Origin of the sequence: Enterobacter cloacae complex sp. IR5403 (assembly GCF_049238705.1) — a bacterium.
GTDB lineage: Bacteria > Pseudomonadota > Gammaproteobacteria > Enterobacterales > Enterobacteriaceae > Enterobacter > Enterobacter hormaechei_C.
The window spans coordinates 1-15,987 of the sequence record NZ_JBMKHP010000005.1; the positions used below are offsets into that span (position 1 = coordinate 1).

Below are 15,987 nucleotides of genomic sequence, written 5' to 3' on the forward strand. Positions count from 1 at the left end.
GTTCACTCGTTGAGACTTGGTATTCATTTAGTGTCCGAAGACATTAAGAATCCATGTCACTTTGAGTGCCCACACAGATTGTCTGATAAATTGTTAAAGAGCAGTGCCGCTTCGTTTTCGCTGCGGCGCGGGGTGTGCATATTACGCTTTCCCGCTTCAGAGTCAAGCGTTTATTTTGCTTTTCTCTGCTGACCCGGCGGCTTGCGTGCCGTTGTTCCGTGTCAGTGGAGGCGCATTATAGGGAGTTCTTCTGAAGTGACAAGAGGAAATTTAAAAAAAGTTTCTGACCGTGTTTTTTTTCACCAAAAGCGATGAGATCCAGCTACAAATTGTTCTATTTGATGTATCTGCAACCACAATCACACCTGAGATGGCATAATTAGCCGCATCAATATCTAAGGAATAAAAGCGATGCCATTAAGCGCACAACAGCTGGCAGCTCAAAAAAACCTGTCCTATGTGCTGGCAGAGAAACTGGCGCAGCTGATCTTAGCGGGTAAATATGCTCCAGGTAGCATCCTGCCCAGCGAGATGGAGCTGGGAGATCAGTTTGGCGTTAGCCGTACCGCCGTTCGCGAAGCGGTAAAAACATTAACGGCGAAAGGGATGGTGCTTCCACGCCCGCGCATTGGCACCCGCGTTATGCCTCAGGGAAACTGGAACTTTCTCGATCAGGAGTTGCTCACCTGGTGGATGACCGAAGATAACTTTAATCAGGTCGTCGATCACTTTCTGGTTATGCGCAGCAGTCTTGAGCCTCAGGCCTGCCTGCTTGCCGCCACGCTCGGCACAGCAGAGCAAAAAGCGCAGCTCAATACTTTGATGGAAGAGATGGTGGATTTGAAAAAGCACTTTAACCGCGAGCGCTGGATAGCGGTCGATATGGCCTGGCATGAACATATCTATAATATGAGCGGAAATCCTTTCCTGACCTCCTTTGCTTCTTTATTCCATTCTGTGTACCACACTTACTTTACCTCTATCACACAGGATGAGGTGGTGAAGCTGGATCTGCATCAGGCGATAGTCGATGCCATTCAGGAGAGCGACGGGCAGCGAGCCCTGAGTGCGTGCCAGGCGTTGCTGGCCGCGCCAACCCACCAGCAGGTAAATAAATGACAGAGAAAAAAGCACGCAGTATGGCCGGACTGCCGTGGATTGCAGCCATGGCGTTCTTTATGCAGGCACTGGATGCCACTATCCTCAATACCGCCCTTCCCGCCATCGCCCAAAGCCTTAACCGCTCCCCGCTGGCGATGCAATCCGCCATCATCAGTTATACCCTGACGGTGGCGATGCTTATTCCGGTCAGCGGCTGGCTGGCCGATCGTTTCGGCACACGCAAAGTGTTCATGCTGGCGGTGACGCTGTTCACGCTCGGTTCTCTGGCTTGCGCCCTCTCCACCTCTCTGACGGAACTGGTTATCTTCCGCGTTCTACAGGGGATAGGCGGCGCGATGATGATGCCCGTCGCACGTCTGGGGTTATTACGCGCCTATCCGCGCAGCGAACTGCTTCCGGTGCTCAACTTTGTGACTATGCCGGGGCTGGTCGGTCCGATACTTGGCCCGGTTCTCGGCGGCGTACTGGTGACCTGGGCAAGCTGGCACTGGATCTTCCTGATTAATATTCCGATTGGTGTGGCAGGGCTGATTTATGCCCGCAAATATATGCCGAACTTCACCACGCCAAGACGCAGCTTCGATATGGGCGGCTTCTTCCTGTTTGGCCTGAGCCTGGTCCTGTTCTCCAGCGGGATGGAGCTGTTTGGCGAGAAAATCGTAGCGACGTGGCTGGCGCTGGCCGTCATCCTCAGCGGTATTCTGCTGTTCCTTCTATATATACGTCATGCGCGTCGCCATCCGACACCGCTTATCTCTTTATCTCTGTTTAACACCCGAACGTTCTCCGTCGGGATCGCGGGCAATATTGCTTCGCGTCTGGGCACGGGCTGCGTACCGTTCCTGATGCCGCTGATGCTCCAGGTCGGTTTCGGCTATCCGGCCCTGATTGCTGGCTGCATGATGGCGCCCACAGCGATGGGCTCCATTCTGGCAAAATCGACGGTCACGCAGGTGCTGCGCTGGTTTGGCTATCGTAAGACGCTGGTTGGCGTGACGATCTTTATCGGATTGATGATTGCGCAGTTCTCCCTGCAATCTGCGGCGTTACCAATCTGGATGCTGATCCTGCCGCTGTTTGTGCTGGGTATGGCCATGTCGACGCAGTTTACGTCGATGAACACCATCACCCTTGCGGATCTCACCGACGAGAACGCCAGCAGCGGCAACAGCGTACTGGCGGTCACTCAACAGCTGTCGATCAGCCTCGGGGTTGCCGTGAGCGCGGCGGTACTGCGGTTTTATGAAGGGTTTGACGGTACGAATACCGTTGAGCAGTTCCACTATACCTTTATCACTATGGGCGCACTTACCGTGGTATCGGCGGTGGTCTTTATGTTGTTAAAACCAAAAGACGGCCGGAACCTGATTAAAGAGCGTCACAAAGAGAAGGCTAAACCGAACCGCGTTCCATCAGAACAGGAGTAAGCTGCAAACGTTGCTGTTGCAGCGTGGGCTGGGCCATGCGGTGGATCAACACATCGATGGCCAGCTCGCCCAGTTCATCTTTCGGCTGATGGATGGTGGTCAGCGGCGGCGTCATGTAGCGCGCCAGTTCGATATCATCGTAACCGACGATCGCCATGTCGTCCGGAACACGTAATCCCGCCTGATACAGCGCCTGATAAGCTCCGAATGCCATCGCATCGTTACCGATAAACACCGCCTGCGGACGCGGCTCTTGCGCCAGCAGTTTCTGCATTGCTTCAAATCCACCGTTAAATTCGAAATCGCCGGTGATGCGATAGCCATCAGGAATGGCAAGCCCCGCCCGTGCCATGGCCGAAAGATAGCCTTCCAGACGCAGGCGCGCCGGGGTTTTATCCAGCGGGCCGGTAATACAGGCAATGCGGGTATGACCTTTATCGATCAGATGCTGAGTCGCCATATCGCCGCCCAGCAGCGAGTTATCCTGGATCAGATCGCTGGTGCCGTCGAACGGCGCCCAGTCCATCATCACCGTGGGAATAGAAGGGTAGCGCTGGATGATCTCTTTCGAGGGTTGATGCGTTTCGGTACAGAGCAGCAGCAGCCCGTCGACGCGTTTTTGCATCAGCGTCTCCAGGTTTCGGTTCATGCGCTGCTCATCACCTTCGGTATTACATAGCACCAGGCTGTAGCCGCGTTCGAAACAGCTGCGCTCCACGCCGCGCACCAGTTCAGAATAAAAAGGGTTGGTACTGGCCGTGATCAGCATGCCGATGGTGCGCGTCTGGTTGAGCTTCAGGCTGCGGGCCAGCGCAGACGGCGCATAGTTGAGTTCTTTAATTGCAGCGTCAACTTTCTCCCGAATCGCCTCGCTGACGAAGCGATCGTTATTGATTACGTGGGAAACAGTCGAGGTAGAAACGCCCGCCATACGGGCGACATCTTTCATTGTGGCCAAGCGTTACCCCTGCTGACTTAAGAATTCATCAATCTCTTTACGCCATGGAACAGAAGGCTGAGCGCCTTTACGCGTCACCGCAATCGCAGCGGCGGCATGCGCGAAGCGGATCGCGTCATCCATTGCTTTTCCTTCCAGCAGCGCCGTTACCAGCGCACCGTTGAAGGTGTCTCCTGCGGCGATGGTATCAATGGCTTTGACCTTAAAGCCCGGTACGCGACGGCCTTCGCCATTGACGCTAGTCCACACCCCACGGCTGCCGAGGGTGATGATCACGGTGCCGATGCCTTTATCATGCAGCGCAAGCGCGGCACGCGCTGCATCGTCATCATTTTCGACACGGATACCCGTCAGCTTTTCCGCTTCGGTTTCGTTCGGGGTGATGATATCCACCAGCGCCAGCAGCTCGTCTGATAATACACGGGCAGGCGCAGGGTTAAGTACGACAGACGTATGATTTTCATGCGCAATTTTCGCGGCGGCCAGCACGCTTTCAACCGGTGACTCCAGCTGCATCAGCAGGGCTTCCGCTCCGGCGATGATTCCACGCTGCGCTTCGACGCATTCAGTCGTTAACGCGGCATTAGCCCCCGCATGAATACCGATGACATTCTCACCTTCCGCATTGACGAAAATCAGCGCCACGCCGGTAGATTCTCCTGCAACCACGCTGACGGGTGCAATGTCGATGTTGTCACTTGCCAGCTGTTTGCGTACGCGCTCGCCGGTATCGTCATCACCCGTACAGGCGATAAACGCGATATTCGCCCCGCTGCGTCCGGCGGCAACCGCCTGGTTTGCGCCCTTACCGCCGAACGCCACCTGATACTGATTGCCAGTGACGGTTTCGCCCGGAGTGGGGAACGTTTCAAGGTTAAGAATGTGATCGGCATTGATACTGCCAAGGACGACGAGGTTGCCTGCGGTTTTCATGTATTGAGGTGTCCATCTGAGAGCGCCACCGGTATTACCCGGTGGCGTATGCCACACTTTTCTTTTATTTGGTGTCCCTCAGGCAGCCAGCGACTGCCTGAATCGCCTTTACTGCTTAATGACCAGTTTCAGGTCAACAGGATATTTGGCCTGAACTTTTTCGCCCTTCAGCACTTTATCGGCAGTTTGCACGCCAGTCGCGCCAATCTGCTCAGGCAGCTGAGCGATGGTCGCAGCCAGTTTGCCATCATTTACTGCTTTTTCACCATCCGGCGTGCCGTCAAATCCGACAACCATCACATCTGATTTACCCGCAGTCTGGAGCGCACGCAGCGCACCGAGCGCCATTTCGTCGTTCTGTGCGAATACCGCCTGCACATCAGGATGCGCGGTCAGCAGGTTCTGCATGACGTTCAGGCCCTTTGTACGGTCAAAGTCTGCCGGCTGGCTCGCCAGCACGTTGAATTTGTGCGCCGCTACAGCCTGCTGGAAGCCTTCACCACGTTCACGGGCTGCGGAAGTCCCGGCGATACCCTGCAACTCGATCACTTTCGCGCCTTCACCTGCTTTCTTCGCGATGTAGTCACCGGCGATTTTACCACCCAGGACGTTATCAGACGCAATGTGGCTGACCACATCCCCTTTCGTTGCCTGACGGTCCAGGGTGATGACCGGGATCTTCGCCTGGTTTGCCATCTTCACGGCGTTACCGACCGCGTCGGAATCGGTTGGGTTGATCAGCAGGATTTTGGTACCACGAACGGTTAAGTCCTGAACGTTAGCCAGCTCTTTCGCCGGGTTGTTCTGAGAATCCAGCACCACCAGGTTGTAGCCCAGTTTATCGGCTTCTTTCTGCGCGCCATCCTTCAGGGAGACGAAGAAAGGGTTGTTCAGGGTAGAGACAACCAGCGCGATGGTGTCCTTCGCCATGGCGTTAGCACTTACGGTTGCGCTCAGCGCGACAGCAGAAACCAGGGTAGCCAGTTTTTTCATGTTCATATCTAAGATGTCCTGTAGTGTCGTCAGTTACTGTTTTTTGTTGTCTACCAGTACCGCCAGCAAAATCACCACTGCCTTAACGATCATCTGGTAATAGGAGGAAACACCTAACAAATTCAAACCATTATTCAGGAAACCGAGGATCAGTGCGCCGATCAATGTCCCAACAATGCGACCTTTACCGCCCGCAAGACTCGTACCGCCCAGAACCACTGCCGCGATGGCATCCAGCTCATAGCCCGTACCCGCCGTTGGCTGTGCGGAAGAGAGGCGCGCCACTTCGATGATGCCCGCCAGCGACGCCAGCAGGCCGCACAGGGAGTAAACGATAATTTTGACTTTATTAACGCTGATACCGGACAGGCGCGTTGCCGCTTCGTTACCGCCCAGCGCATAGATATAACGACCCAGACGGGTATGGTGCAGCATGTACCACGCCGCCAGGAAAACGATAGCCATGATCCAGACCGGGGTCGGGACACCCAGCGGGCGTCCGATACCGAACCAGCCAAACAGATCGGCGTTATCGGTAAAGCCGGTATTAATCGGGCTGCCGTTGGTGTACACCATGGTCACACCGCGCAGCAGCAGCATCATCACCAGCGTGGCGATGAACGCCTGAACGCGACCTTTCGCCACAATCACGCCGGTTACGGCGCCAATTGCCGCACCTGCCGCCAGCGCAGCGGCAACGGCCACCAGCGCGTTGACCTCAATACCAACAATCGACGCGGCGATCGCGCCGGTGAGGGCCAGCAGGGAACCGACGGACAGATCGATACCCGAGGTCAAAATCACCAGCGTCATCCCCACCGCCATAATGGCGTTGACGGAGGTCTGCTGAAGAATGTTGAACAGGTTATTGACGGTAAAAAAGTTCGGGCTCATGGTCGACACAATCGCGATCAGCACCAGCAGGGCAATCAGCGATTTTTGTTCCATCAGCCATGCCTTTGTGAAATAGCGGCGACCAGAAACAGCCTGGGTAGTCATCTTCTTACTCCTGATTCACGCGATTAAGCTTGCCCACAGCGGCAGCCATCAGAACTTCCTGGGTGGCCTGCTCGCGAGTGAATTCACCGCCGAGATGCCCTTCATGCATGACGATAATGCGATCGCTCATGCCTAATACTTCTGGCATCTCGGAAGAGACCAGAATGATGCTCAGACCGTCGGCCTTGAACTGGTTAATCAGCTGATAGATCTCTTTCTTCGCGCCCACGTCCACGCCGCGGGTAGGCTCATCGAGGATCAGCACTTTCGGGCGCGTCATCAGCCCGCGGGCAATCGCCACTTTCTGCTGATTCCCGCCGGACAACAGGCCAATCGCCTGCTCCATCGATGGGGTTTTAACGTTAAAGAGACGGATAAAATCGCTGACCGCCTGCTGCTCATCTTTGTGTTTCAGGCTGCCGCCGCTGCGGCTGAAATAGCCTAGCGCCGTCAGGGACATGTTCTCTTTCACCGACATGCCCAGCACTAAGCCGTCGCGCTTACGGTCTTCGGAAATATAGACAATGCCGTTCGCCAGGCCATCCTGAGGCGAGCGGGTGACCACCTCATGGCCGTCAAGGGTAACGTAGCCGCTGGTGCGCGGCAGTGCGCCATAGAGCACTTTCATCAGTTCGGTACGCCCCGCGCCCATCAGGCCCGCGACGCCAAGGATCTCGCCCTTGCGCAGAGTAAAGGAGACGTCATTCACGCCCGGCCCGCAGAGGTTATCCACCTTCAGGCGGATCTCTCCCGGCGCTTTCTCCAGATGCGGATACTGATCTTCGAGCTTACGTCCCACCATCATTTCAATCAGGGTATCTTCGGTCAGGGTTGCCACTTCGCGCTCGGCAATAAACTGCCCGTCGCGAAAGACGGTGACGTCGTCGCAGATCTCGAAGATCTCTTTCATGCGGTGTGAGATATAGACAATGCCGCGGCCCTGGGATTTCAGCTCACGGATCACGCGGAACAGGGATTCGGTTTCGGTATCGGTCAGGGCGTCGGTCGGTTCATCCATAATGATGACCTTCGACTCGAAGCTCAGCACCTTCGCGATTTCCACCATCTGCTGATCGCCGATGGAAAGGTCGCCCACCAGTCGGTCGCTCTTAAAGCGCAGATTCAGCTTCGCCAGCAGTTTGTCCGCTTCGGCATACATGGTTTTCCAGTCGATTTTTCCAAACCGGTTCACGAACTCACGGCCGAGGAAGATGTTCTCCGCAATGGTGAGCTGCGGGATCAGGTTCAGCTCCTGGTGGATGATGCCGATGCCCGCTTCCTGAGAGGATTTCGGGCCGTTGAAGGTGGTCTCTTTACCCAGCCACAGCAGCGAACCGGCATCGCGTTGGTAGATACCGGTCAGCACTTTCATCATGGTGGATTTGCCCGCGCCGTTTTCGCCCACCAGCGCCATGACGCGCCCGGAATAGACGTTCAGCGCCGCGCCGGAGAGGGCTTTTACGCCCGGGAACGACTTATCGATCCCTTTGAGTTGCAGTAATGCGTCCATGATGGCCTCAGAAGGTGACGCCAGCACAGAGAATGATATTCGCATACGGGGAACACTCCCCGCTGCGAATCACCGCCTGACTGTCTGCGGTTTGTTGTTTGAACTGCTCGTGCGTTGTGTAACGAATTTCTATGGTGTTTCCCTGGTGCTGTTGCAGTTGCTCAATATGGCTGAGCAACGTTTCGTGGAGTTGCGGATTATGTTGTTTGATTTCCGCCGCGAGAATGGCCGCCTCAACCTGCATCTCCGCGGTGACCACTTCCAGTACCTGCATGAACGAGGGTACGCCCTGCGTTAACGCCATATCGATACGGGTTGTGCTGCGCGGAACCGGTAAGCCTGCATCGCAAACCACCAGCGTATCGGTATGCCCAAGACGGGAGATCACCGATGAGATTTCTGAGTTGAGTACTGTGCCTTTCTTCATTTTTTGCTCCACTAGCGAAACGTTTCGCTAAAAACAGTGTAGCCGCAGAAGTGTTCAGAAAACCATCATGACGTAACGGATTTGTGATCAACGTCGAAACGTTTCGCTAAGTGAAATGCAATAGAGGAAAATTGCCCGGCGGCGCTACGCTTGCGCGGGCCTACGGGTCTGGTAGGCCGGGTAAGCGCAGCGCCACCCGGCATATTCAGAAGGGTTAAATCTCGACCTGCGTCCCCAGCTCAATCACGCGGTTAGGCGGGATCTCAAACTGGTCAGGCGCACGCAGGGCGTTACGTTGCAGAATGAGATACAGCTTGCCGCGCAGGCGCAGATACCATGGGCGCTTGCCGATGATCAGCGACTCGTGGGACATAAAGAACGACGTCTCCATCATGCGGCAACTCAGGCCTTCCAGACCGCAGCGGTGGAACACCTCTTCCACGTTCGGCGTTTCGCGCCAGCCGTAGCTTGCCACCACGCGCCAGAAGGTTGGCGATAGCTGTTCAATCTGTACGCGACGGACGTTGTGAACGTACGGCGCATCTTCGGTACGCAGCGTCAGCAGGATCACGCGCTCGTGCAGCACTTTGTTGTGCTTGAGGTTATGCATCAGCGCAAACGGGATCACGTTCAGCGCGCGAGACATATACACCGCTGTGCCCGGCACGCGCACCGGTGGGGATTTCTCCAGCGAGGCGATCATCGCCTCCAGAGAGTTACCGTGCTCGTGCATACGACGCAGCAGGCGGAAACGTTCGCTCTTCCACGTCGTCATCACAATAAACATCACCAGACCCAGCGTCAGCGGCAGCCAGCCGCCGGAGACAATCTTGTCGAGGTTCGCAGAAAACAGCGGCACGTCGATGCAGAGGAAGCCAACCAGGATCAGCCCCACGAGGAACTTATTCCAGTGCCAGTTACGGTACGCCACGGTAGTGGAGAGAATAGAGGTCAACACCATCGTTCCGGTTACCGCGATACCGTACGCCGCCGCCAGATTACTGGAGTGCTCAAAGCTGACGATAACAATCACCACCGCGAAATAGAGCAGCCAGTTGACGAAGGGAATGTAGATCTGGCCAGACTCCATCTCCGAGGTATGGATAATGCGCATTGGGGAGAGATAACCCAAACGCACGGCCTGACGCGTCAGGGAGAATACGCCGGAAATGACAGCCTGAGAGGCAATGACCGTCGCCAGCGTCGCCAGGATCAGCATCGGAACCAGCGCCCAGTCCGGCGCCAGCAGGAAGAACGGGTTTTTAATCGCTTCAGGGTGTGCAAGCAGCAGCGCGCCCTGACCGAAGTAATTCAGCACCAACGAAGGCAAGACCACGCTAAACCAGGCGACGCGAATAGGGAGTTTCCCGAAGTGGCCCATATCCGCATACAGCGCTTCAACACCGGTAATGGACAGCACCACCGCGCCCAGCGCCACAAACGACACCACTTTATATTCAAGGAAGAAATGCACCGCCCACATTGGGTTCAGCGCGTGCAGGACATCCGGGTTGGCGATAATACTGCGTAAGCCCAGCGCCGCCAGGATCAGGAACCAGGCCAGCATAATAGGCGCGAACAGCTTACCCACCAGCCCGGTACCGTGTTTTTGTATGGCAAACAGCAACGTCAGCACGATAATAGCGAGTGGCACCACCCACGTATCAAGCTGTGGCGCGACAATCTCCAGCCCCTCTATGGCCGACATTACAGAAATCGCCGGCGTAATCACGACTTCTCCATAGAAGAAGCTGCCGCCAATCAGGCCGATGATGACCAGCACGGAGGTCATTCTTGCAGACGTATTGCGCCCGGCAAGGGACATCAGGGTCAGAATACCGCCCTCGCCCGCGTTATCAGCCCGCATTACGAAAGAGAGATACTTAAGGGAGACCACCAGGATCAGCAGCCAGAAGATGAGCGAGAGGAAACCAAATACGGCGTCACGCTCTACACCAAAACCAAACTGACCGGACAGACATTCACGAAGCGTATAAAGCGGGCTGGTGCCGATATCACCGTAGACAACCCCGATCGCCGCAAGCGTTACAGCGGGTAATGATTGCTTATTATCAGTGCTCATAGACTAGTCTTTTCGTTTGAATAACAAATGTGTGCTTAGTCCCTTGGCCCACAAAAAGCGCACAGTATGCACGATTCAATGCAAAATCGTACCCCTAAATGCAGCCGCATTAATGTAGCGCAAAGAAAATAGCGCCGCACTTCAGCCTATTACCAGGCCAGACCGAAACGTCTATACTCGCTTCAATTAGCCGCCACGACGGCGAAAGGATGCAAAACTATTATGGCTCACTCACATTTATTAGCAGAAAGAATTTCCCGCCTCAGCAGTGCGCTGGAGAAAGGCCTTTACGAGCGTAGCCACGCCATTCGCCTCTGTTTACTGGCGGCGCTGAGCGGGGAAAGCGTGTTTCTGCTGGGCCCGCCGGGCATTGCCAAAAGTCTGATTGCACGCCGCCTCAAATTCGCTTTCCAGAACGCGCGCGCATTCGAGTATTTGATGACGCGCTTCTCCACGCCGGAAGAAGTTTTCGGCCCACTCTCCATTCAGGCGCTAAAAGATGAGGGACGCTATGAACGTCTGACGGCGGGCTATCTCCCGGAAGCGGAAATCGTCTTTCTTGATGAGATCTGGAAAGCCGGCCCCGCCATTCTGAATACCCTGCTGACGGCAATTAACGAACGTCGATTCCGTAACGGCGCCAGCGAAGAGAAGATCCCCATGCGCCTGCTGGTGGCCGCGTCAAACGAACTGCCCGAAGCCGACAGCAGCCTGGAAGCGCTGTATGACCGTATGTTGATCCGCCTGTGGCTGGATAAAGTCCAGGATAAATCAAACTTCCGTTCTATGCTGGTGAGCCAGCAGGATGAAAACGAAAACCCGGTGGCAGCGTCATTGCAGGTCACGGACGAGGAATACCACCAGTGGCAGGAGGAGATCGGCAAGATAAAACTGCCCGATCCCGTTTTTGAGCTGATCTTCATGCTGCGCCAGCAGCTTGATTTACTGCCCTCCGCGCCGTACGTCTCCGATCGTCGCTGGAAAAAAGCCATTCGCCTGCTCCAGGCAAGCGCGCTGTTTAGCGGCCGCGATGCTGTCGCCCCAATCGATCTGATCCTGCTGAAAGACTGCCTGTGGCACGACGCAGAAGGGATGAATCTGATGCAACAGCAGCTGGACGTTTTGATGACCGGACACGCGTGGGGTCAGCAGTCGATGCTCAATCAGCTGGGCGCGATTGCCCAACGTCGCCTTCAGCTTCAGCAGCAGCAAAGTGACAAAACCGCGCTGAAGGTGAACCGTCTTGGCGGGATGTTTGCCCGTAAACCGCACTACGAACTGCCCGCCGGGCTGACTGACGCCTCGCTCACGCTTCTTCTTCAGCAGCCGCTGAAGCTGCATGATATGCAGGTTGTGCACGTGACGATCGAACGCGTTGCGCTGGCTCAGTGGCTGGATAAAGGCGGTGAGATCCGCGGTAAACTCAACGGTATCGGCTTTGCACAGCCGCTGTCGATGGAAGTCGACAGCAGCCAGCACCTTGTGATCCGCGACGTCAGCCTTCAGGGATCGCGCCTGGCGCTGCCGGGCACGACCTCCGATACTGTTCCGGAGGAGATCAAACAGCAGCTCGACGCGCTGGATAACGAATGGCATCAGCAGCACACGCGCTTCAGCGAGCAGCAGAAATGCCTCTTTATCCATAGCGACTGGTTAGGTCGCATTGAAGCCAGCTTGCAGGATGTCAGCGCGCAGATCAAACAGGCGCGTCAATGCTAACGCTGGACACGCTTAACGTCATGCTGGCGGTTAGCGAGGAAGGGTTGATCGAAGAGGTCGTCATTACCCTGCTCGCTTCACCGCAGCTGGCGGCCTTCTTTGAAAAATTCCCGAAGCTCCGAAAGGCAATGACGGACGATCTTCCCCGCTGGCGCGATAACCTGCGCCAGCGGTTTAAGGAGACGGAAGTCCCGCCGGAACTGACAGAGGAAGTGGCTGGTTACCAGCAGTGCCAGCGGCTTTCAACGCCGCAGTTTATTGCCCGGCTACAGCAAACCCTGACGCTGCTTAATAACGTTCACTCCCCATTTGCCAGCCAGGCCAGAGCGCTGGTCACGGATAACCCCAGCTTTACTCCCGCCCTGCATACGCTGTTTTTACAGCGCTGGCGACTGAGCCTTGTGGTCCAGGCCACGGCCCTTAATCAGCAGTTGCTGGACGAAGAGCGCGAACAGTTGCTCAGTGAGGTCCAGGAGCGAATGACCCTGAGCGGCCAGTTAGAACAGGTGCTGGTGGAGAATGAAAACGCCGCCGGCCGACTCTGGGATATGAGTGCCGGCCAGTTAAAGCGGGGCGATTATCAGCTGATCGTGAAGTACGGCGATTTTCTGGCACAACAGCCGGAGCTGATGAAGCTCGCAGAACAGCTCGGCCGCTCCCGGGAGGCCCGGTCGGTCCCAAAGAAAGATGCGCCAATGGAGACCTTCCGTACGCTGGTACGCGAACCCTCCACCGTACCGGAGCAGGTGGACGGGCTACAGCAAAGCGATGACATCCTGCGCCTGCTGCCTACGGAACTCAGCACGCTGGGCATGACCGAACTGGAGTATGAGTTTTATCGTCGGCTGGTGGAAAAACAGCTCATTACCTATCGACTGCATGGCGAAGCCTGGCGCGAGAAGATCAGCCAGCGTCCAGTGGTGCACCAGGATTTTGATGAGCAACCGCGCGGCCCATTCATTGTTTGCGTCGATACGTCTGGATCGATGGGGGGCTTTAATGAACAGTGTGCAAAAGCGTTCTGCCTGGCCCTGATGCGCGTGGCGCTCGCCGATCGTCGTCGCTGCTACATCATGTTATTTTCCAGCGAAGTGGTAGGGTATGAACTGACCAGCCCACAGGGGCTGGAGCAGGCGATCCGCTTTTTAAGCCAGCGCTTTCGCGGCGGCACCGATCTGGCCAGCTGTTTTCGCAGCATCATTGAGCGCATGCAGGGCGGAGACTGGTACGACGCGGATGCGGTGGTGATTTCCGATTTTATTGCCCAGCGGCTGCCGGACGATGTCGTGAATAAAGTGAAGGAGATGCAGCGCGTGCACCAGCACCGTTTCCATGCCGTGGCGATGTCTGCACATGGAAAACCCGGCATCATGCGCATCTTCGATCATATCTGGCGCTTTGATACCGGGTTGCGTAGCCGCCTGCTCAGACGCTGGCGACGTTAATTAAAGAAGAGAACCGACGCTCTCACGTACCTGCTGCGGCCAGACCCCACACTGTACCTGACCAATGTGAGACAGTTGCAGCAGCAGCATGGTCAGACGAGACTGGCCAATCCCACCGCCGATGGTCTGCGGCATTTCACCGCGCAGCAGCGCCTGGTGCCACTCCAGTTGCAGACGATCTTCATCACCGGTCACGGCCAGCTGACGCTTCAGTGCTTCAGCATCCACGCGGATCCCCATCGAAGAGAGTTCAAACGCATCTTCCAGAACCGGGTTCCAGACCAGAATATCGCCGTTCAGACCGGCATATTCGCTTTCGCCCACGGTGCTCCAGTCATCGTAATCCGGCGCCCGGACGTCGTGACGTTTACCATCAGACAATTTCCCGCCAATGCCGATCAGGAATACCGCACCCAGCTCTTTGGCGATCGCCCGCTCGCGGCCTTTGGCATCCAGATCCGGGAAACGGTTCAGCAATTCCTGACTGTGAACAAAGTGGATCGTTTCCGGCAGGAACGGTGCCAGACCAAACTCTTTGCTCACGGCCGCTTCGGTTGCTTTGATCCCGGCGTAGATCGCCTCAACGGTGGATTTCAGCGTACCGACGTGACGCTCGCCATCTCCCATTACGCGCTCCCAGTCCCACTGGTCAACGTAGACAGAGTGAATCGGGGAAAGGCGGTCTTCATCGGGGCGAAGGGCTTTCATGTGCGTGTAAAGCCCTTCGCCCGCGCTGAAGTCGTGTTGTCCCAGGGTTTGACGCTTCCACTTCGCCAGGGAATGAACCACTTCGAACTGGGCGTCTGGCAGTGTTTTCACTTTTACCTGTACCGCTTTTTCGCAACCAGACAAGTTATCCTGCGTCCCGTCCCCCACGCGGCTCAGAATCGGCGCCTGAACTTCAATAAGGCCAAGCTTCTCTTCCAGCTGGCGGGAAAAATGGGATTTTACGAAACTGATCTGGCGTTGTTTTGCGATGTAAGCGGTTTTCATTATTTATACTCCTGCGTCCTGTTGATACTGATTAAGCAACAGAACAGGCGCTTAATTCAATAACACATCAACAAAAAGCCGCCTTCACTTTTGATTCGTTAAAATAAGACGCTAGAATAGAAGGAATCATTAATCTTCATAAGAAAAACCTATGGAAAATTATCAGATCGACAATCTGGACCGCGGCATTCTGGAAGCGCTAATGGCCAACGCACGCACCGCGTATGCTGAACTGGCGAAACAATTTGGCGTCAGCCCGGGGACCATTCACGTTCGCGTCGAGAAAATGAAGCAGGCCGGGATCATCACCGGCGCACGTATAGATGTCAGCCCGAAGCAACTTGGCTACGACGTCTGCTGCTTCATTGGCATTATTCTGAAAAGCGCCAAAGATTACCCCTCCGCGCTGGAGAAACTGAACGCGCTGGATGAAGTCACCGAGGCGTACTACACCACCGGGCACTACAGCATCTTTATAAAGGTCATGTGCCGATCCATCGACGCCCTCCAGCAGGTACTTATCAACAAGATCCAAACAATCGATGAAATTCAGTCCACTGAAACCCTGATCTCCCTGCAAAACCCGATCATGCGTACTATCCGCCCGTGATCGGGCAATTTCATTCCCACATTTTCCACAGGTAGATCCCAGCTCGTTCACAGCGTACAATGGCCGCCTCTTTATCTGAGCGAGCGATCAATGGCGGACATTACTCTTATCAGCGGCAGCACCCTGGGCGGTGCGGAATATGTAGCGGAACATCTGGCTGAGAAGCTGGAAGACGCGGGCTTTTCTACACAAACGCTGCACGGACCGCTGTTGGAAGATCTCCCGACTGACGGGGTCTGGCTGCTGATCACCTCCACGCACGGCGCGGGCGATCTGCCGGATAACCTGCAACCTTTATATGACGAACTGCTGGAACAGCAGCCCGACCTGTCAAACGTCCGGTTTGGCGCTGTGGGGATCGGCAGCCGTGAATATGACACTTTCTGTGGCGCCATAGAGAAAGTAGAAGCTGCGGTGACCGCCTGCGGAGCAAAACAGCTGGGTGAAACGCTGAAGATCAACATCCTCGATCATGACATTCCCGAAGATCCAGCCGAGATCTGGCTCGCGGAATGGAAAAATTTACTCAAAAACGATTAAAGATTGTGCGATCAGATGTGGATAACTCTGGTTAAAAGCTCGTATTAAGCCGTAGTTATCCAAAGAACAACGTTGGTTTAGTTTTTGACCTGTGCATAAAGTGGCGATCTGATCCCAGCTTATACGGTCCAGGATCACCGATCATTCACAGCAAACGATCCTTCCTAACTGCATGATCTTATTTATGGGATCGGACTTATCCACAAAGGTCTGCGATCCTAATAAGAG

Annotated in this window: 14 protein-coding genes; 6 read left to right on the plus strand and 8 right to left on the minus strand. The window is 55.5% G+C overall.

Features of this window, described 5'->3' with window-relative positions; translation table 11 throughout:
• Window positions 1-411: 411 nt before the first annotated feature.
• Both ACOTW6_RS08770 and mdtD read left to right on the plus strand, forming a co-directional pair.
• On the plus strand, window positions 412-1,119 hold the full coding sequence (locus ACOTW6_RS08770; RefSeq protein WP_003862405.1) for a FadR/GntR family transcriptional regulator: 708 nt from the start codon (window positions 412-414) through the stop codon (window positions 1,117-1,119).
• Window positions 1,116-2,549: a multidrug transporter subunit MdtD gene (gene mdtD / locus ACOTW6_RS08775; protein WP_062933816.1), complete on the plus strand. Its 1,434-nt coding sequence runs from the start codon at window positions 1,116-1,118 to the stop codon at window positions 2,547-2,549. The genes ACOTW6_RS08770 and mdtD overlap by 4 nt, the downstream gene beginning before the upstream one ends.
• Here mdtD and rbsR read toward each other — a convergent pair.
• The 7 genes from rbsR to kup all read right to left on the minus strand — a co-directional run bounded on the left by rbsR (window position 2,515) and on the right by kup (window position 10,452).
• Window positions 2,515-3,507, minus strand: a complete 993-nt coding sequence (rbsR, locus tag ACOTW6_RS08780) for a ribose operon transcriptional repressor RbsR (RefSeq protein ID WP_072190029.1) — start codon at window positions 3,505-3,507, stop codon at window positions 2,515-2,517. The two genes, mdtD and rbsR, sit on opposite strands and share 35 nt — an antisense overlap.
• A 3-nt stretch (window positions 3,508-3,510) precedes the next feature.
• Window positions 3,511-4,440 carry a ribokinase gene (rbsK, locus tag ACOTW6_RS08785; protein ID WP_062933815.1) on the minus strand — a complete coding sequence of 310 codons (930 nt, stop codon included), beginning with the start codon at window positions 4,438-4,440 and terminating at the stop codon, window positions 3,511-3,513.
• Window positions 4,441-4,548: 108 nt separating this feature from the next.
• A complete protein-coding gene (gene rbsB, locus ACOTW6_RS08790; protein ID WP_003862397.1) occupies window positions 4,549-5,439 on the minus strand; it encodes a ribose ABC transporter substrate-binding protein RbsB in 891 nt (296 codons plus the stop codon).
• 27 nt (window positions 5,440-5,466) lie between these two features.
• A complete protein-coding gene (rbsC, locus tag ACOTW6_RS08795; protein WP_003862395.1) occupies window positions 5,467-6,432 on the minus strand; it encodes a ribose ABC transporter permease in 966 nt (321 codons plus the stop codon).
• 4 nt (window positions 6,433-6,436) lie between these two features.
• On the minus strand, window positions 6,437-7,942 hold the full coding sequence (gene rbsA, locus ACOTW6_RS08800) for a ribose ABC transporter ATP-binding protein RbsA (protein ID WP_015570154.1): 1,506 nt from the start codon (window positions 7,940-7,942) through the stop codon (window positions 6,437-6,439).
• A gap of 7 nt (window positions 7,943-7,949) precedes the next feature.
• Window positions 7,950-8,369, minus strand: coding sequence for a D-ribose pyranase (gene rbsD / locus ACOTW6_RS08805; protein WP_003862392.1), 420 nt, complete (start codon window positions 8,367-8,369; stop codon window positions 7,950-7,952).
• 214 nt (window positions 8,370-8,583) lie between these two features.
• Window positions 8,584-10,452 (minus strand): low affinity potassium transporter Kup, encoded by a 1,869-nt coding sequence (gene kup / locus ACOTW6_RS08810; protein WP_006808744.1) that lies wholly within the window; start codon window positions 10,450-10,452, stop codon window positions 8,584-8,586.
• Between the two features lie 222 nt (window positions 10,453-10,674).
• On the opposite strand from kup, the gene ravA reads away from it, so the two are divergent.
• Entirely contained in the window at window positions 10,675-12,171 is a 1,497-nt protein-coding gene (gene ravA / locus ACOTW6_RS08815; protein ID WP_121479434.1) for an ATPase RavA, read from the plus strand.
• Window positions 12,165-13,616 carry an ATPase RavA stimulator ViaA gene (gene viaA, locus ACOTW6_RS08820; protein WP_121479435.1) on the plus strand — a complete coding sequence of 484 codons (1,452 nt, stop codon included), beginning with the start codon at window positions 12,165-12,167 and terminating at the stop codon, window positions 13,614-13,616. The genes ravA and viaA overlap by 7 nt, the downstream gene beginning before the upstream one ends.
• Here viaA and asnA read toward each other — a convergent pair whose 3' ends face one another.
• On the minus strand, window positions 13,617-14,609 hold the full coding sequence (asnA, locus tag ACOTW6_RS08825) for an aspartate--ammonia ligase (protein ID WP_121479436.1): 993 nt from the start codon (window positions 14,607-14,609) through the stop codon (window positions 13,617-13,619). It lies immediately after the preceding gene.
• 151 nt (window positions 14,610-14,760) lie between these two features.
• On the opposite strand from asnA, the gene asnC reads away from it, so the two are divergent.
• Window positions 14,761-15,219 carry a transcriptional regulator AsnC gene (gene asnC, locus ACOTW6_RS08830; RefSeq protein ID WP_003862383.1) on the plus strand — a complete coding sequence of 153 codons (459 nt, stop codon included), beginning with the start codon at window positions 14,761-14,763 and terminating at the stop codon, window positions 15,217-15,219.
• Between the two features lie 90 nt (window positions 15,220-15,309).
• Window positions 15,310-15,759, plus strand: coding sequence for an FMN-binding protein MioC (mioC, locus tag ACOTW6_RS08835; RefSeq protein WP_003862381.1), 450 nt, complete (start codon window positions 15,310-15,312; stop codon window positions 15,757-15,759).
• The last annotated feature ends 228 nt before the right edge of the window (window positions 15,760-15,987 follow it).